Genomic DNA, 20,193 nt, shown 5'->3' with positions numbered 1-20,193 from the left:
CAATGTACGAAAATCGCAGCGCCGCCTATTGGCAACTCATCCAAAAACTGCTCAAATCTTCTAAAGGGGAAGAATCGCAAATCTTAAACGCACACTCCGACTTACTCGACCCCGGACTTTTGAAAACGATTATTGCAGTTGCTAAACAATTTGATGATAATGGCAAACAAAAGGTGGCTAACTCTTTAACTAACCTTGCCTTGCAACTGGGGAAAATTATCGGTAGCGAACAGCAGCCAAGAGTAATTAGAAAACCGACAGCGGATATTTTATTTGATTGGGGACTTGAGCAATATAACATTCCTCGGTTTATAGTTACTACTCAGTGTTTGGAACAGTCCCTGCTCATTTATAAAGCTATTCAAGAGCGCCAAGGAGAAGCAAATTCTCTGGGAAATTTAGGCAATGTTTACCAATGTCTGGGAGAATATGAACGAACCATAGCTTTATACGAAAACTCTTTAATTATTAGCCAGGAAATCAAAGACCGCCAAGGAGAAGCAAATTCTCTGGGAAACTTAGGCAATGCTTACCAACGTCTTGGACGATATGAAAAAGCAATTGATTTCCACAAACAGTCTTTAGCCATTAGTCAGGAAATCGAAGACCCCTTTGGAGAAGCTACTGTACTAGGAAATTTAGGTAATGATTACTATTTTCTAGCAAAATATGAACGAGCCATCGCTTTCCACGAACAGCATTTAGCTATTAGTCGGGAAATCAAACACCGCCTTGGGCAAGCAAATGCTCTAGGAAATTTAGGCACTGTTTACCAATGCCTGGGAGAATATGAACGAGTGATCGCTTTCTGCGAAAAGTCTTTAGCCATTCATCGGGAAATCAAACACCGCCTTGGAGAAGCAACTGTACTGGGAAGTTTAGGCAATGCTTACCAATCCCTGGGAGAATACGAACGAGCGATCAATTTCCACGAACAGCATTTAGCTATTAGTCGGGAAATCAAAGACCGCGAAGGAGAAGCAAATGCTTTGGGAAGTTTAGGCAATGCTTACCAATGTCTGGGAGAATATGAACGAGCGATCGATTTCCAGCAAAAGTCTTTAGCCATTCATCGGGAAATCAAACACCGCCTTGGCCAAGCAAATGCACTGGGAAATTTAGCCAATACTTACTGCTTTCTGGGACAATATGAACAAGCTATTACTTTCCACGAACAGTCTTTAACCATTAGTCGGGAAATCAAAGACCGCGAAGGAGAAGCAAATTCTCTGGGAAGTTTAGGCAATGCTTACTACTCTCTGGGAGAATATGAACGAGCGATCACTTTCAACGAACAGCATTTAGCCATTAGTCAGGAAATCAAAGACCGCCTTGGGGAAGCTGCTTCACTAGGAAATTTAGGCAACGCTTACGACTCTTTGGGAGAATATGAACAAGCGTTCGTTTTCTACGAAAAGTCTTTAGCTATTAGTCGGGAAATCAAAAACCGCCTTGGAGAAGCAAATAATCTGGAAAATTTAGGTATTGCTTACCGCTCTCTCGGAGAATATGAACGAGCGATCCCTTTTCACGAAAAGTCTTTAGCCATTAGTCGGGAAATCAAAGACTGCCTTGGAGAAGCAAGTGCTTTGAACAATATTGGTATTGCTTACCGACAATTACAACAAACAGAGAAAGCCATAGAGAACTATCGAGACTGCCTCAAAATTGCAACTCCCAAAACCATGCCAGCCGAATGCTTAAAAGCAGGTCGTAACCTTGGCAACATCGGCTTTACCCAAGGCGACTGGCAACTCGCCTTAAAAGGATACGAACCCGCCTTGCAAGCAGTCGAACTACTCCGCAAAGGCTCAACCACTGACAAACGCCGCCAAGAAATCATTAAAGAAGCCATCTCCGTTTACGCCAACGCCGTCCAATGCTACATCAACCTCAAACAATACGATAAAGCCGTCGAAACCGCCGATCGTTCCCGATCACGCCACCTCGCCGACTTATTCGCCAGCAAAGACCTCTACCCCCAAGGCGAAATTCCCCCCGAAGTCGAAGCATACTATCGCCTGCAACAACAAAGCGATCATTTGCGTATTTCTGAAAATGACGGTACAAAAGCGATCGCCGCCACTCGCCAACCAATCCCCAACGGCGACGCTATCATCGAAAAGATTCAAGAGTTAGAAGATGAAAAAAAGAAAGCTTGGCTGAAAATTCGCAGCAAAGACCAAGTTTTGGCGGCTCAATTGCAACCAGCCCCCCTCAGTTTCGACCAGATGCAAGCCTTAATTCCCGATGCCGAAACCGCCATCCTTAATTTTTACACCACTGATGAGCATACCCACATTTTCATCTTGCGTCAAAATCAACCAACCCAACTCCACACCTGCGAAGGTCAAGGAATGGAAACCTTCCAAAATTGGCTATTCAACAACTGGTTAAAGCCTTATAAAGAAAACCAAACCGCATGGCAAAATCAAATGGGTGAATTTCTCCCCGAACTCGCTAAGCGCCTGCAAATTAATCAACTAATTTCCCAACATCTCAACGGCATTCAAGAACTGATTATCATCCCTCACCTGTACCTGCATCAAATCCCCTTTGCTGCCTTACCTTTAAACGAGATTCCCATTCCCCACAGCAATACAGCCTCCGACAGAACACGCGGCTTAAAACCTCTCAGCAAACCCACCCTCACCCCTGCCCAAACCTCGCCCCAAAAACAACCAGAATACCTCAGCGATAAATTCCGCCTCCGCATCGTTCCCAGTTGCCAAATTCTCAACTTTTGCCACCAGCGAGGCAACCTCAAACCTTCCACAATGGGAATCGTCGAAAATGCCACAGGCGACCTCGTTTTCACTGGCTACGAGTGCGAAACCCTGGCAACCATGCACCAAATTGATAAAAATTCCCGCCTCGAATATGAGCAAGCGACGATCGGCAACTATCACAACTTACTCAACCAAGTGCAAGTCCTTCATTCCAGCCATCACGCCAGTGCCGATCTGAATAATTCTCTAGAATCAAAACTGCATTTATTTGATGGCGATATCAACCTCGGTCGTGTTTTTACATGGAGATTTACCGACTTAGCCGAAGTGTTCCTCTCCTGCTGCGAAACTAATTTAACCTTTACCCACATTACCGACGATCCGCTCTCGATAGCTAGCGGTTTCCTCTGTGCGGGTGCGCGAAATGTGGTCAGTACCTTGTGGGCTGTGGATGATTTAGCAACCGCTTTATTTTGCATTTTATATTATCAGGAAAAGCAGGATAATAGCCGATCGCAAGCGCTGCAAAAAGCACAATTTAAGCTACGCAACTTGACAGGTGATGAGTTATCTCGTAAATATAAACCCCTGTTAGAGGATTATTTTGAGCAACAAAAAGGAGAAAAACAAGCAGAAATTGTCAAAAATGTGCGATTGCGTTTAGACTGGCTTTGTCGGCAAGAATTGCCGTTTGTCAGTCCCTATAATTGGGCGGGGTTTGTTTCGCAGGGTTTGGCGTAGGAGAAACAGTAGCATTTTGAACAGAGCTAATCTATCCTTGATTCTCTCCCAGTTTTCTGATTAAAAATCTGACTTCTTCGAGCAGGGTATTAAATCGCTGGTCATTTTCTATTTTGTACTGTTGAAAATCCCGATCCCGCCGCCGCATTTCTTCATCCCGCTGGGAATCTCTTTCTAAAATAGAATTGACAGCACCTACAAGCATATCGACATTGCGGTTAGTTTGTTCGATATTCCGAGTCGTTTGCTCTACAGTGGAAGCCAAGTCATCCACAGTGGAAGCTAAATCATCCACCATTTCATCTGTCCAGCGTTCGGTTGTCATTGTTCTTATTCCTTTACCTTTTTTCAATCAATATTTTACGACTGTTTACTTCTATTTTTAGTCGATCGCTCTTCTTAGAAATGTTCTAGCAGAGATTTCTCTTGTGCATAAACCTTTCGCAGCGACTCCACGGCTATTGATCGCAACATAAACTTAATCACCCCCACCATTTCCCCCCACTCCAACAATTCAGAAACACAAACAGCTTTCTGAAATCTCGCCGCATAAAAATCCACCCAAAAATCCGGCGCGTGTCTCTCTTTCTGACTCGCTATCCGGCGCTTCCAATAACCAAAATCTAAACCAGAGGGCGATTCCACTCCCAAAACTGGCGGAAAGTCGGCATAACTCACAAACCGACTCATGCCTTTGGCGTGCACGTACAGGATATGCGCCCAGCACTCGAAGCGATATATTTGTTCTACCTTGATTTTCAGCAGCCGCGCGATCGCCTCTTTCGTGACAAACCGGCTCAATCTGTGTCTGGGGGTTGATTTTGGTCGAAAGCTTGCTAACATAGTTGATAAGTTTCCTGATTTGAATAGATCGATTCCTGATTTGGATAGATAGATTCCTGATTTGGGAATTTGATAGATAGAGCAGTCCCTTATATGGGATTTGAACTTTGATAGGCGATCGTCCTTGAGTTTTCCAGACGTTGGGGCGATCGCTTTTTACGATAAAACCATCCTATGATGGTGTACCATCATTTGTCAAGTATGGGTTTAGTCAGGTTAAAAGTCAGAGAACTAGCTAGCGAGAAAGGCTGGACGCTGAAAGAAGTTTCAGAACGATCGGGAGTAATTTACAGCACCGTCAGACACTACGCCCGCTGTCCGGGAGTGTCAACCATTGACTTTATTTCTATACACAAGTTGGCTCGCACCTTTGATGTAATGATTGAAGACTTGGTGGAAATTGTGCAGGAGTGAGCGATCGCTTTTTACGATAAAATTTTATCCCAGAGTAAATCTAGTTTTTTGTCAATGGGTTTAATTAGATTGCGGGTTAAAGAATTTGCTGCTGAGAAAGGCCCGACGATCAAAGAGGTTTCTGAGCGATCGGGAGTCATTTACAGCACACTCACCACCTATTCACGTTCTCCGGGAATGGCAATGGTTGATTTTACTTGTCTGCTGAAGTTGGCACGTACTTTTGACGTGATGGTGGAAGATTTGGTTGAGGTCGTCAAAGAGTAGTCGATCGCTTTTTACAGTACAATCGGATGACTTATCTCAATCACATCTCAAGAGCTTATGGGCTTAATTAAGTTGCGGGTTCGAGAATTTGCTGCCGAGAAGGGCTGGACGCTGAAAGAAGTTTCAGAGCGATCGGGCGTAGTCTACAGTACCCTCAGAACCTATGCCCGATCGCCCGGATTAGCAACTGTTGACGTGACAGGCTTGCACAAGTTGGCGAGGACTTTTGATTTGTCGATCGAAGATTTGTATGAAATTGTGCAGGAATAGTCGATCGCTTTTACGAACTAATTATCCACTCAATATTGCTCGACACTTGCTAGCATCTGATTGACAGACTCACCCCGTTGTAGCGCTTCCCAATCAGATGTAACAGGTTGGTAAGAACAGTAACACACCACAATTCGCTCCTCAGTATCGGAAGCAGAAAACTGCTGAACGCGAGTAACTACCCAATCTCCATCTTTCCCGTGGGTGACTCCATTACCGGGGTCAGATAGATTTTCATAATCGCGGGTTTTGTCCCCTACTTGGGGAATTTCTGGGTTTTCTTCCCAAGTCCAATTTTCCCAAAGTATATTAGTTAGACCGCCCCTCGGCATAAGCTGACGTTTTTCCCAGCCGGGAGCACTCATGCTTTCGGTTTTGTAGACAATCCAGATTTTTTTTGCCATTTTTCCTCCCTTTCCTTTAATCTTGGTAATCTTGCCACATATCCTGAAACGAGGTTTGTTCCCCGTCAAACACGCAAGCCACATCAGGGGGGGTGTTACGAGTCACTCGGATTTCTTTTAACCGCCAGTTGTATTTTTCGCCCATCTTTTCACAGAGTTCGGGATCTGTAACATGGTGTACGTTTTCTGGCTTTGGATTCGGTACGCGATCGCTCCTCACTTCAGACTTCCCTTACAGTTTAAAAACTAAATGTCTTGCCCTGTATGCGATCGCTCCACCACTGCACACAGCAGCTATGTGTTGTTTTGGTTTTGACTTGCTTCTATTTTTGGTTGCTCAGCCTTGATGACATATTGCTCCATAAATTCCAGCAAAACATCCCTCATATTTTTACCGTCCCTAGCAACAGCCGACTTAAATCGGTTCCGCAATTCCGGCGGCATTTCTACTCTAATAGCCACAGTCTTGTTTTCATCCATACAGGCTCAAGGCTTTACAACATATACATTGTGACATTTTTATGTAGTTTGCCTAAAAACCAGCTTTTTGCATACAGGTGCATTATTTTCACTATATGCGTTAGTGCATACTTATGCAAGAGTGCAATAAATGCCGTTTTCCGCGAAAAACGCTACAGAGCGTTAATTTAAGTCATTTAGGTATGATTTACGCTCATAAACCCGGTTTCTGCAAAAAATCTTGAGTTTGGCTTTGTTAGTACATTGTGGTCAATTGTAACAACTTTATAAATAAAAAAAGCGCCTGAGTTCCCTCAGACGCTTACCATAAAATCAACAAATTGTCAACCCTAACCTAACCGTTCAAAGCCTCAGCACCGCCGCAAACTTCCAGGATTTCCTGAGTAATTGCTGCTTGCCGCGCCTTGTTATAAGTCAGCGTCAAACTACCGATCAAATCGCTAGCATTCTCACTAGCATTGTTCATCGCCGTCATCCGCGCCGCCAACTCGCTAGCAGCAGACTCTTGCAAAGCCCGCAGCAATTGGTTGTTCAAATACAAGGGCAAAAGAGCATCCAGAATTTGCGCCGGATCTTGCTCAAAAATCATGTCGCGGGGCAAACTTTTCATAGTAGGTGCAGAAACCTTTTCGCGCGATACTTGAAACTCTCCGCCTTTCGTAGTCAAGCGGAAGATTTCATCGTCTTGCACTTCAAAACCTTGGGGGTCGAGGGGCAGTAAAGTTTGAATTACCGGACGCGAACTAATTAGGGACACAAACTTGGTGTAAATTAGCTCAACTCTGTCCACAGTTCCCGACAAAAACAAGGAAAGCAATTCGTCAGCAATTTGTGCCGCTTCCGGTGCTGTGGGAATTTGTTCCAAGTTAGCGTAAGTAGCATCGATCGGCTGTTCGCGGCGCTGGAAATACTGAGTAGCTTTGCGTCCTACCAACACGTATTTGTAATCTAAGCCTTCAGCTTTGATTTCCTTAGCGCGATTTTCGGCGTATCTGATGATGTTGCTGTTGTAGCCGCCGCACAAACCCCGATCGCCCGAAACTACCAACAGTCCCACACATCGCACTTCGCGTTTTTTCAGCAGCGGCGAATCCAGGTTTTCAAACTGCAAGCGTTCCGCCAAACCGTACAATACCTCTGCCAGTCGATCGGCAAAAGGCCGAGTTGCAGTCACCTGTTCTTGAGCGCGGCGCACCTTAGCAGCGGCCACCAAGCGCATTGCTTCTGTAATCTTTTTAGTGTTCTTGACCGACTTAATGCGATCGCGAATAGTTTTCAGATTTGCCATAACTTTCTCCTTACATCCTTGCCCGCATCTTCTTAATTAAAACCGCAGATTAACGCAGAGTAACGCAGATCAACTTCAGATTATCTGCGTTAATCCGCGTTCATCTGCGGTTCAAAATTTCTACTTTTCTACGCAGAAACTAGAAAACTTTGCTTGTATTCAGTGATGCCTTCTTTCAGCAGCTTCTCAGCTTCATCAGTCAATGCCTTTCCGCCTTGAACAATTTCACCGTATTTCGGCTTGCTAGTCCGCAAATAGTCGCGCAAACCAACAGTAAACTTGCTGACTTTTTCCACCGGAATGTCATCCATATAGCCGTTAATACCGGCATAGATTACAGCCACTTGTTCGTTCATCGGCAGAGGCGAACTTTGGGGCTGTTTCAACAGTTCCCGCAAGCGCTGACCGCGCGACAATTGATTCTGGGTAGCTTTATCCAAGTCAGAAGCAAACTGAGAAAATGCTGCCAGTTCTTCAAACTGCGCCAATTCCAGTTTCACCTTACCGGCTACTTTTTTCATCGCCTTAGTTTGAGCCGCCGAACCTACCCGCGATACCGAAATACCGGGGTTTACTGCGGGACGCAAACCAGCGTTAAACAAGTCAGAAGAAAGGAAGATTTGACCGTCGGTAATCGAAATTACGTTCGTCGGAATGTAAGCAGAAACGTCACCAGCTTGGGTTTCGATAATCGGCAAAGCAGTCATGCTGCCTTCGCCCAAATCGTCGCTCAATTTAGCAGCGCGTTCTAGCAAGCGAGAGTGCAGGTAAAACACGTCTCCGGGGTAAGCTTCGCGACCGGGAGGACGGCGCAGCAACAGAGACATTTGGCGGTAAGCTTGTGCTTGTTTGGAAAGGTCATCGTAAATGACCAAAGTGTGCTTGCCTTTGTACATGAAATACTCGGCTAAGCTAGCACCTGTGTAGGGAGCCAAATATTGCAGGGTTGCGGGGTCGCTAGCGTTGGCTGCTACGACAATTGTGTAGTCCATCGCGCCCTTTTCTTGCAGGACGTTGACGATGTTAGCTACTGTAGAAGCTTTTTGACCGATCGCCACGTAAACGCAGACAACATTTTCCGATTTTTGGTTAATAATCGTGTCGATCGCGATCGCAGTTTTACCAGTTTGTCTGTCACCGATAATCAGTTCCCGCTGTCCTCTTCCCACCGGAATCATCGCATCAATAGCGGTAATTCCTGTTTGCATCGGTTCGTAAACAGAACGGCGAGAAACAATCCCCGGTGCCGGAGATTCAATCAAGCGAGATTCAGTAGTTTTAATGTCCCCTTTGCCGTCAATCGGACGGGCCAAAGCATCAACTACCCGTCCCAACATTGCTTCACCCACGGGGACTTCAGCAATTCTGCCAGTAGCTGTTACCACCGAACCTTCTTCGATGCCGAGTCCTTGTCCCATCAGCACAGCGCCGACGTTATCTTCTTCCAAGTTCAGTGCAATACCAACAGTGCCGTCGGCAAATTCTAGCAATTCCCCGGACATAGCTTTATCTAAGCCATAAATCCGGGCAATACCGTCGCCTACTTGCAGAACCGTACCGACGTTAGAAACTTTAACATCTTGGTCGTACTGCTCAATTTGCTGGCGAATAATGCTGCTAATTTCGTCTGGTCTGATTGCTGCCATGTCAGTTGTCAGTTATTATTTGTCAGTTGTCCGTTGTCAGTTGTCAATTGTCAGTTGTTCAAAACTACTAACAGTTAACCGCTAACTAAATTAGCTAATAGTTATCAGCTATTAACTATTAAGAATTCAAGCGAAATCCCAAGCGGCGCAATTGTCCTCGCAGGCTGGCATCAATCACTTGAGAGCCTACTTTAATCACGACTCCGCCGATTAAATCTGCGTCTATTTTGGTTTCAATTTCTACTTGCCTTGCGCTTGTCATCGCCTGCACTTTCTCGCGAACAGTTTGCTGCTGAGCGTCTGAAAGCGGGACAGCCGAGGTAACTTCCGCCAAAACAGTTTGGTTGAGTTCTCGGAGCTCGGTCAAGTATTTTTTGCCAATTCCTTCTAAAAAAAGAATCCGTCCTTTGTCTACTAACAGCCGCAAAAAGTTCCGCATCAACGGGTTCATTTCTGATCCCGCTATTCGATCGATTACGGCTTTTTTATCCTGCGGTTTCACCAGTGGACTGCCTAGAAACAGGCGCAGTTCCTCGGAATTTTCTAGCAGGTTCAGCAAGGAGCGGATATCTTCGCCGAACTGCTCTGAGAGGTTGTTAGACTTAGCCAGTGACATCAAAGCGGATGCGTAAGGCTGTAAGACTTCGGTGCTGACTTTACTCACTTTCTAGCCTCCCAGTAACGCAATGCTGCGATCGATTAATTGGTGTTGAGCGTTTTCGTTCAAGCTAGTTTTTAGCTGGCCTTCCACCCTTTCTAATGCCATAGATACAACTGCCGATCTGAGTTGGGCGATCGCTCTTTCTCGATCTGCTTCCAACTCTTGACCCGCTGTTGCTTTCATGCGTTCAACTTCCTGCGCTGCCTGAGCTAGAATTGCTTCTTTGGCTTTCTTCGCATTTTCTTCAGCAGCGGAGCGAATCCGTTCCGCTTCTGCTTGCGCTTGAGTCAATTTTTGCTGTTGCTCTGCTAGAGCTGCTGCTGCATCTTTTTGGCGAGTTTCTGCTTCTTTAATTGCCTCTTCGATGCCGGAGCGTCTTTCGCTGAGGATGTTCCCTAAAAAGCCGCGCCCGAAGTAAAACAGCAATCCAATAACAATGATCAGGTTAATCAGGTTGGTTTCTAAAATATCGAAATTTAAACCGAAACCACCTTCCCCGCTAGCTTCTGTGGCTAGCAATAAAACAGTCCCCATGATACTCTTCCATAATTGCGCGTGCAGGTTTGGTGAACCGATTTTAGATTTGAGGATTTACCCAAAATCTCAAACTGTTCGATCGAGCTATTTGACCAGTGCAGTGCCTAATAGCTTTTCAAGAATTTGTCGGCTCAGGACATCTACTTCTTGCTCCAGCGAGCGCATTGCCTCTTGTTTTTGTTGCTCAATCTCTTGTCCTGCCTTTTCTCGCGCCACTTGAGCTTCTTTTTGAGCCTCAGCTACTTTTGCCGACGCGGTTTTTTGGGCATCTGCTTGAGCCGCAGCAATTACTGCTTGAGACTGTTTGCGAGTTTCTCCCAGTTTTTGTTCGTATTCCTGCGCTAATTTCTGAGCTTTCGCCAAGCGTTCCCCAGCAGACACTTGAGTGGTGCGGATGTATTCATCCCGCTCGTCGAGCATCTTTGTCAGGGGCTTATAGAAAACAGCGTTCAGGACTACCATCAAAACTAGGAACTGCAACGCCATAAAAGGCAAAGTTGCATCAAAATCAAACACTTTTAGTTCCTCCTTTGTTTTGGGGCGGAAAGACATCCGCCCCTTTTTGCAGTCCTTCAGTATTAAGCGAAGGGATTAGCAAACAGCAGCACCAATGCAATAACCAGACCGTAGATGGTCAGGGATTCCATGAATGCTAAGCTCAGCAGGAGAGTCCCGCGAATTTTGCCTTCTGCTTCCGGCTGGCGGGCAATACCTTCTACTGCTTGACCCGAGGCATTACCTTGACCGATGCCAGGTCCGATCGCGCCCAAACCAATAGCTAAACCTGCGGCGATAACTGAAGCAGCAGCAACTGTCGGATTCATGATAAATTTCCTTAACTTTGTGTACAGATTGAAAAACAGATAGTGCGTAATTGGTAATTGGTAATTGGTAATTAGTCATCAGTCATTAGTCATTGGACTGCTGATTTCTGACATATCGCTATTAGCCATTAACCAATTCCAGAGTGTTAATCGTGGTGTTCGTCGCCGTGTCCTTCCAATGCTTCGTGAATGTAAGCTCCTGCCAAGGTGGCAAATACCAAAGCTTGAATCGCACTGGTAAACAGACCCAACATCATTACGGGCAGAGGTACAAACAGGGGAACTAACAGCACCAGCACCGCTACCACTAATTCATCCGCTAAAATGTTACCAAATAAACGGAAACTTAGGGAAAGAGGCTTGGTGAAATCTTCCAAGATGGCGATCGGCAACAAAATTGGGGTTGGTTCGATGTACTTACTAAAGTAACCCAAACCCCGCCTGCTGAAACCCGCATAAAAATATGCCAGAGAAGTCAGCAAAGCAAGTGCTACCGTCGTGTTGATGTCGTTGGTCGGAGCAGCTAGTTCGCCTTCTGGCAACCTAATTAGTTTCCAAGGAACTAAGGCCCCCGACCAATTCGATACAAAAATAAACAGGAACAAAGTGCCAATGAATGGCAACCAGGGACGGTACTCTTTCTCGCCGAGTTGATTTCTAGCCAAGTCTCGAATGAATTCTAAGGCGTACTCCATGAAATTTTGCATTCCGCGCGGAATTCTCTGCATATTGCGAGTTGCCGCCAGGGAAGCTATCAGGAGGAGAGCAATCACAATCCAGGAGGTGATGAATACCTGCCCGTGAACTTTGAGATTGCCTATGTGCCAGTAGAAATGCTTGCCAACTTCCAACACAGCGAAGGGAAGAGCATTAAAGGCATTTAAGACATTTAGCATTTCCATTCACAAGAAGTTCACACAGTGGAGGGTTCACCGACTGCCTGACCCATTGACGGGATCGGGAATGAACAGGCTTTGCAGCATATAAAAGACGAGCGCGCCCTTATATGTCAGAAATCCCAAAAATACCGGCAAAATGTGTAGCTGATTCCACTGAGTTGCTACTACAATCAACCCAATAAATACAGCCAACCGATTTTTACTCAGACTCCTCTTTTGCGGGCCGAGGCGCTCAACGTCTTTGGCCAACATTCTCAAGTAAACCACACCTACGATCGCCCCAATCAAGTAATTTAGGGCAATGTTGAGTGAATAAACAATCCACACAGAGATAAAAATTATTCCCGTGAAAGCGAGTGTGACTACAAACAACTGTTGCTGAAGTTTGTAGAAATCTTGCATAGCATCAGTGGACTCCGGTTCGGACGAACCTGTCTGAGAGATGTCCTGCGTTTGGGCGGTGGATGCGCGAGATTGATCTGACAAGGTTACTTGACTTTCAAAGCAGTCGGTGTTAGTTGACTCCCACTACAATTAATTCGGTTGAAACCGTCTTGTAGCGACAAGTGTGACAAACGTTACAGCTCGTACACTTCACATCGAATAATACCACGTGCAGGTAACATAACTTAAAAAAAATGAATTTTTTGATGGGTTTCTCAGAACGGTCTGCCTGAACCACTTGACCTGGTTCGGCAAGCGTGCCGAACCGTTCCCAAGCCTGAAGCTAGAAGGCTTTGATGCAGACAGCCGCAGATTTTATAAATATTTATAATGTTGTCGCGATCGCCCGCAAAGAAGACTCAACTTTAGCACTTTTGGGGCGACAGCGCTCAACGGTGAGGCTCTAACAAGTAACCAGCGTCAATCACTGCGGTCGAAACTACTCCCAGTTGGTGAGGGCAGCGGGGTACGGGAGCGTTCTCCAGCCAGATGGGGGTACCATCATCGGTTCGCAGCAAGCAACAGTATCAAAGGTTCCAGGCTGTGCTTTGAACTCAACTTGTTGTCCGGGCCGATACCCGAATGCTTCGTCCCAGTCTACACCTGCATAGAATTCCACGATCGGCTTTCTGTAATTAGTAGTCTTTGATACTGATTTTAGAGGCGATATCTGAAACTAGCCAGCATTTAGTAGTTTTAAATACAAAAAATAACTTGACAGGAGTGTATGCACAGGCGGTTCGTGCATTCTTGTGCGGGACTGTTAGCCAGACTACAAACTAGAGGCAGGGCAAGTGACCTATGATTCAACGAGGTGAAACTCTTTAACAGCCGGGAGAAAGTTTCTATTTTCGTGGCTCGATCGACTAAGCTTAATCAAAGCAAATCGCTGTAGAGGCTGCAAATTCGCCCACTGGGCCAAAGAAATTGTCACGCCGAGCTCTTGCGCTTTTGCAGAAACCGACTCCGGTACAGTTGCAGCATCCATCCACGGGGGATTTTCATCAACAGCCAAATCAGTTCCCGGTTTGCCTGTCTGTTGAATTAATATTTGATTTAGCTTTTCTCGGTAATCAATAATTTCTGCTTCTGTCAAGCAAGGTAACTCTACAAGACTTTGCCGTTCGGCTTGGTTGAAATGATTCCAATCCTGCAACTTTAATTTAATGCCGCAAGTATCTAACTTGAGACGTACTTGCATGGGGATGCAGCGCAAAGCTTCGACAAAATCAGCTTCAAATTCAAAGAATGTCATAGATGTATAGACTTGCAAACTAGATTTTTTTTATTAACCGCAGAGGACGCAGAGAGCACAGATTGACACTCTCCGCCCTATAAGGGCGAAGATTCTTAACTCGTAGGGAGTCCAACGACCTTGCCCTCATTAAGCATCTTGACGGTATGCCCTACCGCTGCAAGTCCTCGTCGTAGAACTACTTGGGCGGAGGCAACATCTCTATCAGTTGTATACCCGCAGCTATTACATTTGTGGATACGTTCTGACAAATCTTTTTTACCTGTCTCAACTCCACAGTTAGGGCAAATTTGACTTGTTTTTCTAGAGTCAACTTCCATGAAAAAGACTCCACGCTTAAAACAACACTGTTTCAGGATGTTGAAGAATTGTCCCCAAGCCGCATCTAGGCAGTGCTTGGCTAACATTCCCGCAGCTAGAGCTTTGCAATTTAAGTCTTCAACAAATATCATTCCTGCCTGATTGCAAAGCAAGTGAGCAGTACGCCAATGAAAGTTCTTGCGGGTGTTGCTTATATGTTCATGGAGTTTTGCCACTTTCGTTTGAGCTTTACGCCAATTATTTGACCCAAGTTTCTTTCTGTTGACTCTTTGTTGCAGCAATTTAAGCTGGCGTTGAAGGTCTACAAAAAACCTCGGTCTTGGTAGTGTTAGCCCAGATGATGTAGCGATAAAACTGATTAATCCTACGTCGATTCCTACTGCTTCTCCTGATGGTGTTGGTTGAGGTACAGATACACCCCATTGCAAACTAAGCATCACGTACCAACCGCTAGCTCGTTTAACAATTCGAGCTTGTTTCACCAAGGCATCACCAGGTATCTCCCTTGATTGTCGGAACTTAACCCAACCTATTTTAGGTAGGTTAATTATTCCGTTTTTCAAAGGCGATTTCCCAAGTTGTGGAAAAACAAAAGATTTACAGCGACCAGGCTTCTTGTACCGAGGAAAGCCAAAGTTTCTCTCCCACATTGAAACAAAAGCTTGTTCTAACCGTTTAAGTGTTTGTTGTAGAACTTGCGATTGAACTACCCTCAAAGCGGGGATTTTTTCTTTGGCGGATGTTAAACTTTTGCACTGAGAAGCATAAGTAGGACGCTTAGCATCAGCAGGAATAATGTACTCGGAATGTAGGGAACAAGCATTAACCTGGCAACTACGAGACTTATACCAAGCCTTCCGTTCAGCAAGTGCGTAGTTATACACGCGCCGACACTGTTCTAGCCAGTCTTCAAACAGCGAAACTTGGCTGACGGTAGGTTTGAGCTTAAACTCGTAGGTTAGAGAAAACACTTGTAGTACCTCCTTGTCTCAGTATTGTACCATACGGTTACAAAGGGACAACACGATTTCTAAGAAAAAAGCCGCCCTAGAAGGGCAGGGCTTTAAACCCAATTTTTCGGTAAGAGAAGAGAGAGAAATCGATGCAGGTTTTTTGCTTTCTATCAATAATTGCAGAAAATGCGATCGCCATTTATAATTAAATAATATTACAAACTATTGACATGGATACCGTAGACTACCTTCGGATTAGCTTGATAGACCGCTGCAACTTCCGCTGTCTCTACTGTATGCCGGAAGGTAGCGAGTTGGACTATGTATTGCAGCAGCAGTTGTTAACTCACTCGGAATTGCTAACTCTGCTGCGGGAAGTTTTTATACCCGTGGGATTTACTAAGTTTCGGTTGACTGGTGGGGAACCGCTGCTGCGGCCTGGGGTGGTGGAATTGGTGAGGTCGATCGCATCTTTGCCGGAAACGCGAGATTTATCCATGACAACCAACGGCTTTTTGCTGGCGGGAATGGCGGAAAATCTCTACAATGCTGGTTTGCGCCGCATTAATATTAGTTTGGATTCCTTGGAACCGGAGACTTTCGACAAGATAATTGGCAGTCGGGGACGATCGCGGTGGACGCAGGTTTGGGAGGGAATTCAAGCGGCTTATCAAGCTGGATTCGACCCGCTGAAACTGAATGTTGTGGTAATTCCCGGTGTCAATGACAGCGAAATATTGGATTTAGCGGCGTTAACAATTAACCGGAATTGGCACGTTCGTTTTATTGAGTTTATGCCGATCGGCAATGGGGATTTATTTGGCGATAAGGGTTGGGTAGCATCGGCAGAATTGCGGCAACAAATTAGCGACAAATACGGGTTAGCGGAGTCGGGAGTGCGCGGAAATGGGCCGGCGGATGTGTTTCAAATTCCGGGGGCGAAGGGCACTTTAGGATTTATCAGCCAAATGTCCGAGTGTTTTTGCGATCGCTGCAACCGGATGCGTTTGTCTGCTGACGGGTGGCTGCGGCCTTGTCTGCTGAACGAAACTGGTCAAATTGACTTAAAAACTGCTTTACGGAATGGGGTGTCTACAGGCGAATTGCGCGATCGAGTGCGGCACATATTAGAGATTAAACCAGAGATTAATTTCAAGCAACGGGATTCTGGAACTACTCAGGGAAATTACAGCCGCACCATGTCTCAAATCGGCGGGTGATATCAATTCCGATTTTAGTATTCCCTCGATATTCTCTCCCCCTCTCTGTAATCTCTGCGTTCTCTGTGGTTAATTATAAATCAGGTATTTAACGATGAACACCATCTCGATCGCCATTTCAGACCGGCTGATGCTGAAGCTACAAAAAGTTGCTGCTGAGATGAATGTATCCATCGAAGAATTAGTCTTGATGAACATTGAAAGCTCGATCGCGCAACGAGAAAATCCCGCAGCAAATACCGATCGAGATATTTGCAATCAAAATGCTGAAATTGCGATCGAGGTAATTGACAAATTTTATACTCTTGCTACGGAATGGCAAAGTGAAGTTGGGGGAATGTCTTCGACAGCTCAAATGTCTCAGCATCCTGCATATCAGGAAATTATTAATATGGGTTCTCAAGTCGTACCGCTGTTGCTATCGGAACTGAAAAAAAATCCCCTTTACTGGCTAGCTGCATTGAATGCCATTACTGGTGAAAATCCCATTAAACCGGAACAAAGGGGAAGGGTAAAACAGATGGCATCAGCTTGGATAGAGTGGGGTAAAGATCGAGGCTACGCGATTGAATAGAATGTATAGAAGACCAGAACTTGAAATTAAATGGCCTAATTTGTCTCGGACTGATTATCGAGTTACCAGCCAAAAGTCACAGGAATATAACTGTTTTGCGTGGGCTGCTGGTGAAGAAGATCGCTGGTGGCAACCGATACCAGGAGAGCAATTCTATTGGTCAGAAGGCGTGCCGCAAGAGGAGACTTTAGACGCATATATTCAGGTTTATCAAACACTGGGATATGAACTTTGTAATGGTGATATATTAGAAGCTGGATATCAAAAAATAGCAATATATGTTGACTCTAGCGGTATCCCAACTCATGCAGCCAGACAGTTGCCTAATGGTAAGTGGACAAGTAAACTTGGATGGTTGGAAGATGTTGAACACGAATTGGATGGATTGACAGGCGACAGGTATGGAGTTGTCGGTCAAATTCTTAAATGTGCGATAAATTAGGGAAAGGCGATCGCTTTAGCTCAACCCAATTTACAAATAATTATATTAAATGTGATCGAGTGCGGCACATATTAGAGATTAAACCTGAGATTAATTTCAAGCAGCGGGATTCGGGAACTACTCAAGGAAATTACAGCCGCACAGTGTCTCAAATTGGCGGGTAATTATCTATCTGCAGCAAAAGCAAGGCAGGCTTTGATGTCTGCCGAAGTTAATTCTGAAAAATCTTCCAGAATTTCTGCTTCCGTCATGCCACCGACGAGATATTCTAAGATGTCGTAGACGGTGATTCGCATTCCCCGAATACATGGTTTGCCACTGCGTTTTCCCGGTTCAATTGTGATGATGTCGTGGTAGTCCATAAAGCAATATTTTGTACTAATAAGCGTAATTATAACTGCAAATAATCCTGGTTTGTTTAGGTCAGGATTTCAGGTTTGAGCAAGTAGTGAGAAAAAAATAACCCTGACGTTGAAAGTAGCCAAGGCGGATCAGTTTTCTCATGGTCTGCGGCCAAAGCAAGACAGGCTTTGATGTCTGCCGAATTTAGTAGGGTTTTCCACCAATAAGACTCCAAAATTGGCGGCAGTCCGATCGACACGGGGCGATCGGCTCCACATCTCCGACGGCTGGCACGGCTGGCACGGCTTCAAAATGGAACCATTTAGCGCGGTCTAGGGGATTTTGGGGTGATTCACGTCTGCCACGGTAACGCTCGCACAATCGCACCCTAACCGTGTCTGGCACTGCCACGGCTCGCACAGTTATACGGTTTTTATGGTTATGGCAAGGTTGGTACGATGGCGATAAGGCTAGCTTTATGATACATTTAGCAGTTGGGTGTACAACTGAGAGTTAAGATAAATGGCTACAAAAAAGACAATAAAACGTTTTCCTTTCTTAGTTGCTCTTGATACAGAAGTTTTTTATAAGTCTCATTTAAGCTATGATTCAACACAATGGAAAGCTTTAATTACGTTTGTTCGAGAAGAAAAAATAAAATTGTTTGTAACTTCTATTACTATTCATGAAGTAAGAAAACATATTACTGAACAAGCACAATTAATTTCTCAAGTTATCAATCATTTTGTACATGGATTGCTTCACAAAAAATTTCAACCATCTAAAGATAGTCCTAAAATAACAATTCCTACTAAATCGACCTTGCTTAATCAATTCAAAAAACAAGTTGAAGATTTAGTACCTGATTTTGAGCAAATTAATCAGGAGATTCAAAACAAATTTGAAGTTTTGTTTGAACAAGCTAAATTAGAGATAATCGACATTGATGGGGTTTCAGTAGATGATGTTTTTAAAAGTTATTTTTCTTGTACTCCCCCATTTAGTGAAAAAAAGAAAAATGAATTTCCAGATGCTTTTGCACTTTTAGCCCTTCAAAAAGCGGCACAAGATAAAAATCAAATAATTTGTGTCGTTAGCGGTGATTCTGATTGGGAAAATTATTGTATTTCAACAAAAAACACACATCTTTGTTATTTCAAAAGTCTTGAGGATTTATTAGAAAGTATAAATGAAGGTATTGATTCTGATGAGTTTAGTGAAATTTATGAATTGTTTCAGGATAAACAAGACGACATAAAAGAAGAAATAAAGAAGAAATTTTTAGAGTTTAATTTTTCAGTGGGCATAAATGATAGTTCACTTGAATGGGGTAGTGTAAAGACTCGAATTAACGTTAAAACAGTATATATTGGTGGTAGTTCATTAATACATATTGTTAAATCTTCATTAATCAATGTTGATGGTTTTGACATCAATCAAGTTTTAGTAACATTTAAAATAGCAGTTATTATAGGTTGTGATGTCAAGATAAATTACACTAGATTGGTATATGAAGATGATGATGATGAAGAATATAATATACCTTCTTTTGTAAAAGAAGAAAGAGAAATAATCGTTCAACCATCTTATGATGGTATTTATTCTGATGTAGAACTTACGCTTATGTTCACTAGAGATGAAAATAATACTTTATGTGATCCTGTTATAAAATATGTTAATATCAATCCTGATAATGATTTAAATGAAATATTTATTAGTTCAATCATTGAGTGTGAGGATGAATAATATTAGATAAATGAACGGTTTTACTTAGATGTGAAAATCAGAATTGTGTTGCTAATTCCTACCATATCTTGATGTAGCTGCAAGGGTTATAGGGCTTAGGCGGGGAAATGTGAGTTTCCCCGCCTAGCTTGATTTATAGATGTTTCAGCCTCTAAATCAGGATATGCTCTTATCCTGATTTAGTAAAATAACGTGCCTGATATTTGTCTTATTAACTGGTTCCCAGGTTAGAGCCTGGGAACCGAGATCCAGAGGCTCTGCCTCGCTAACGGATAAAAACAAAAACAGGAGGCAGATGCTCATGGAATGTGTTCCCAGGCTCTAGCCTGGGAACGAGCAAACACCTACGCTTTGCGCTTCCGACGGCGAATCAGCACACTCATCACTTGGTTCGGATTAGCTGCACGTTGTACGGGACTCCAATCACCCACTTGGGCAAATCCCAGGCGGTACAAAGTGAGTATGGTTTCCCTGACACCCTTGGGCGAACCTGTCACCGTTACACACACCACATCCTGTTCCGATTCTGCTGCTGAGTCGTCATTTGGGCAATCGGATTCGTTATCGTCAGGCACGAATTCCTGTGACATAATTATGTTCTCCTGGTTTTGGGTTTTCTAGAAAAACCCAAAAACCCAGCCGCCCCGCATTTCAACACATAGCAGGGCGGCTACAGAGGATGTTAAGATACTCCGTTAGCCTCCAGACTGCTATACCCAGTTTGGCGGTTAGCTGTCCATTGCTGCTCGCAACAGCTTTGGGCAGTGCAACTAGATTTTTGGGCGACGCGGGCTACTTCCTCTACAAGCAAAGCAACCTCTAACTTCAAAGCGTAGCCGCAGAGGGGGGCCTGTGTCAATCCATTTGGGATTTGGGATTTTGGATTGGAAGAT

28 protein-coding genes and 1 pseudogene are annotated in these 20,193 nt (G+C 44.4%); 9 read left to right on the top strand and 20 right to left on the bottom strand.

All coding sequences use genetic code 11. The features are described from left to right. Positions 1–2 precede the first annotated feature (2 nt). Positions 3–3,470: a tetratricopeptide repeat protein gene (locus QUB30_RS07860; RefSeq protein ID WP_333331510.1), complete on the top strand. Its 3,468-nt coding sequence runs from the start codon at positions 3–5 to the stop codon at positions 3,468–3,470. A gap of 31 nt (positions 3,471–3,501) precedes the next feature. Here the strand turns inward: QUB30_RS07860 and QUB30_RS07855 are convergent, their stop codons facing one another. Continuing rightward, positions 3,502–3,795, bottom strand: a complete 294-nt coding sequence (locus tag QUB30_RS07855; protein WP_333331507.1) for a hypothetical protein — start codon at positions 3,793–3,795, stop codon at positions 3,502–3,504. A 74-nt stretch (positions 3,796–3,869) separates the two neighbouring features. After that, complete coding sequence (locus QUB30_RS07850) at positions 3,870–4,313, bottom strand: hypothetical protein (RefSeq protein WP_333331504.1); 444 nt, start codon at positions 4,311–4,313, stop codon at positions 3,870–3,872. A 201-nt stretch (positions 4,314–4,514) separates the two neighbouring features. Here QUB30_RS07850 and QUB30_RS07845 point away from each other — a divergent pair, with 201 nt between their 5' ends. From QUB30_RS07845 to QUB30_RS07835, 3 genes are read left to right on the top strand one after another with little or no spacing between them, the layout of a single operon-like run. Then, on the top strand, positions 4,515–4,727 hold the full coding sequence (locus QUB30_RS07845; RefSeq protein ID WP_190735550.1) for a helix-turn-helix domain-containing protein: 213 nt from the start codon (positions 4,515–4,517) through the stop codon (positions 4,725–4,727). A gap of 54 nt (positions 4,728–4,781) precedes the next feature. Further along, positions 4,782–4,994 (top strand): helix-turn-helix domain-containing protein, encoded by a 213-nt coding sequence (locus QUB30_RS07840; protein WP_332948907.1) that lies wholly within the window; start codon positions 4,782–4,784, stop codon positions 4,992–4,994. Between the two features lie 57 nt (positions 4,995–5,051). Further along, positions 5,052–5,264, top strand: coding sequence for a helix-turn-helix transcriptional regulator (locus QUB30_RS07835; RefSeq protein WP_333331501.1), 213 nt, complete (start codon positions 5,052–5,054; stop codon positions 5,262–5,264). Between the two features lie 29 nt (positions 5,265–5,293). On the opposite strand, the gene QUB30_RS07830 is transcribed toward QUB30_RS07835, so the two are convergent. From QUB30_RS07830 to QUB30_RS07765, 14 genes are all read right to left on the bottom strand, one after another. Continuing rightward, entirely contained in the window at positions 5,294–5,668 is a 375-nt protein-coding gene (locus tag QUB30_RS07830) for a hypothetical protein (protein ID WP_333331498.1), read from the bottom strand. Positions 5,669–5,684: 16 nt separating this feature from the next. After that, complete coding sequence (locus QUB30_RS07825; RefSeq protein WP_333331495.1) at positions 5,685–5,888, bottom strand: hypothetical protein; 204 nt, start codon at positions 5,886–5,888, stop codon at positions 5,685–5,687. A 74-nt stretch (positions 5,889–5,962) separates the two neighbouring features. Further along, the gene (locus QUB30_RS07820) at positions 5,963–6,148 is read right to left on the bottom strand and encodes a hypothetical protein (protein ID WP_333037343.1); all 186 of its coding nucleotides are present in this window, start codon (positions 6,146–6,148) and stop codon (positions 5,963–5,965) included. A 334-nt stretch (positions 6,149–6,482) separates the two neighbouring features. After that, positions 6,483–7,436, bottom strand: a complete 954-nt coding sequence (locus QUB30_RS07815) for a F0F1 ATP synthase subunit gamma (protein WP_333307384.1) — start codon at positions 7,434–7,436, stop codon at positions 6,483–6,485. A gap of 128 nt (positions 7,437–7,564) precedes the next feature. Further along, complete coding sequence (atpA, locus tag QUB30_RS07810; protein WP_333331491.1) at positions 7,565–9,082, bottom strand: F0F1 ATP synthase subunit alpha; 1,518 nt, start codon at positions 9,080–9,082, stop codon at positions 7,565–7,567. Between the two features lie 118 nt (positions 9,083–9,200). Beyond that, positions 9,201–9,746, bottom strand: coding sequence for an ATP synthase F1 subunit delta (atpH, locus tag QUB30_RS07805; RefSeq protein WP_172184541.1), 546 nt, complete (start codon positions 9,744–9,746; stop codon positions 9,201–9,203). Between the two features lie 3 nt (positions 9,747–9,749). Next, positions 9,750–10,277, bottom strand: a complete 528-nt coding sequence (locus QUB30_RS07800) for a F0F1 ATP synthase subunit B (protein WP_172184539.1) — start codon at positions 10,275–10,277, stop codon at positions 9,750–9,752. An 87-nt stretch (positions 10,278–10,364) separates the two neighbouring features. Then, a complete protein-coding gene (locus QUB30_RS07795) occupies positions 10,365–10,832 on the bottom strand; it encodes a F0F1 ATP synthase subunit B' (RefSeq protein WP_333198150.1) in 468 nt (155 codons plus the stop codon). Between the two features lie 26 nt (positions 10,833–10,858). Then, a complete protein-coding gene (atpE, locus tag QUB30_RS07790) occupies positions 10,859–11,104 on the bottom strand; it encodes an ATP synthase F0 subunit C (protein ID WP_172184535.1) in 246 nt (81 codons plus the stop codon). 146 nt (positions 11,105–11,250) lie between these two features. Then, complete coding sequence (gene atpB, locus QUB30_RS07785; protein WP_172184533.1) at positions 11,251–12,006, bottom strand: F0F1 ATP synthase subunit A; 756 nt, start codon at positions 12,004–12,006, stop codon at positions 11,251–11,253. A gap of 27 nt (positions 12,007–12,033) precedes the next feature. Then, on the bottom strand, positions 12,034–12,489 hold the full coding sequence (locus QUB30_RS07780; protein WP_333331486.1) for an ATP synthase subunit I: 456 nt from the start codon (positions 12,487–12,489) through the stop codon (positions 12,034–12,036). Positions 12,490–12,886: 397 nt separating this feature from the next. Then, the gene (locus QUB30_RS07775; RefSeq protein ID WP_333331483.1) at positions 12,887–13,066 is read right to left on the bottom strand and encodes a hypothetical protein; all 180 of its coding nucleotides are present in this window, start codon (positions 13,064–13,066) and stop codon (positions 12,887–12,889) included. Between the two features lie 180 nt (positions 13,067–13,246). Further along, positions 13,247–13,702: a nitrate reductase associated protein gene (locus QUB30_RS07770; RefSeq protein WP_333331481.1), complete on the bottom strand. Its 456-nt coding sequence runs from the start codon at positions 13,700–13,702 to the stop codon at positions 13,247–13,249. Between the two features lie 95 nt (positions 13,703–13,797). After that, complete coding sequence (locus QUB30_RS07765) at positions 13,798–14,994, bottom strand: transposase (RefSeq protein WP_333331479.1); 1,197 nt, start codon at positions 14,992–14,994, stop codon at positions 13,798–13,800. A 212-nt stretch (positions 14,995–15,206) separates the two neighbouring features. Between QUB30_RS07765 and moaA the strand changes: the two genes are divergently transcribed. From moaA to QUB30_RS07745, 4 genes and pseudogenes are all read left to right on the top strand, one after another. After that, positions 15,207–16,196 (top strand): GTP 3',8-cyclase MoaA, encoded by a 990-nt coding sequence (gene moaA / locus QUB30_RS07760; RefSeq protein ID WP_333331476.1) that lies wholly within the window; start codon positions 15,207–15,209, stop codon positions 16,194–16,196. A gap of 94 nt (positions 16,197–16,290) precedes the next feature. Further along, a complete protein-coding gene (locus QUB30_RS07755) occupies positions 16,291–16,770 on the top strand; it encodes a hypothetical protein (RefSeq protein WP_333331473.1) in 480 nt (159 codons plus the stop codon). 1 nt (position 16,771) lies between these two features. Beyond that, a complete protein-coding gene (locus QUB30_RS07750; RefSeq protein ID WP_333331470.1) occupies positions 16,772–17,212 on the top strand; it encodes a DUF7689 domain-containing protein in 441 nt (146 codons plus the stop codon). Between the two features lie 56 nt (positions 17,213–17,268). After that, a pseudogene (locus QUB30_RS07745) lies at positions 17,269–17,376 on the top strand (cyclic pyranopterin phosphate synthase MoaA); the annotation flags it as partial. Here QUB30_RS07745 and QUB30_RS07740 read toward each other — a convergent pair. Both QUB30_RS07740 and QUB30_RS07735 read right to left on the bottom strand, forming a co-directional pair. After that, positions 17,377–17,574 (bottom strand): DUF433 domain-containing protein, encoded by a 198-nt coding sequence (locus QUB30_RS07740; protein ID WP_333331467.1) that lies wholly within the window; start codon positions 17,572–17,574, stop codon positions 17,377–17,379. It abuts the pseudogene before it with no gap. Between the two features lie 184 nt (positions 17,575–17,758). After that, entirely contained in the window at positions 17,759–17,959 is a 201-nt protein-coding gene (locus QUB30_RS07735) for a hypothetical protein (RefSeq protein ID WP_333262001.1), read from the bottom strand. 117 nt (positions 17,960–18,076) lie between these two features. On the opposite strand from QUB30_RS07735, the gene QUB30_RS07730 reads away from it, so the two are divergent. Further along, the gene (locus tag QUB30_RS07730; RefSeq protein ID WP_333331465.1) at positions 18,077–19,300 is read left to right on the top strand and encodes a PIN domain-containing protein; all 1,224 of its coding nucleotides are present in this window, start codon (positions 18,077–18,079) and stop codon (positions 19,298–19,300) included. A gap of 344 nt (positions 19,301–19,644) precedes the next feature. On the opposite strand, the gene QUB30_RS07725 is transcribed toward QUB30_RS07730, so the two are convergent. Next, positions 19,645–19,890 (bottom strand): hypothetical protein, encoded by a 246-nt coding sequence (locus QUB30_RS07725; RefSeq protein WP_333331462.1) that lies wholly within the window; start codon positions 19,888–19,890, stop codon positions 19,645–19,647. Positions 19,891–19,982: 92 nt separating this feature from the next. Continuing rightward, a complete protein-coding gene (locus QUB30_RS07720; RefSeq protein ID WP_333331459.1) occupies positions 19,983–20,159 on the bottom strand; it encodes a hypothetical protein in 177 nt (58 codons plus the stop codon). Between the last annotated feature and the right edge of the window lie 34 nt (positions 20,160–20,193).

Origin of the sequence: Microcoleus sp. BROC3 (genome assembly GCF_036702515.1) — a bacterium.
Classification (GTDB): Bacteria; Cyanobacteriota; Cyanobacteriia; order Cyanobacteriales; family Microcoleaceae; genus Microcoleus.
Note: the sequence above shows the minus strand (reverse complement) of the source record. Positions and strands in the feature narration are given on the sequence as shown.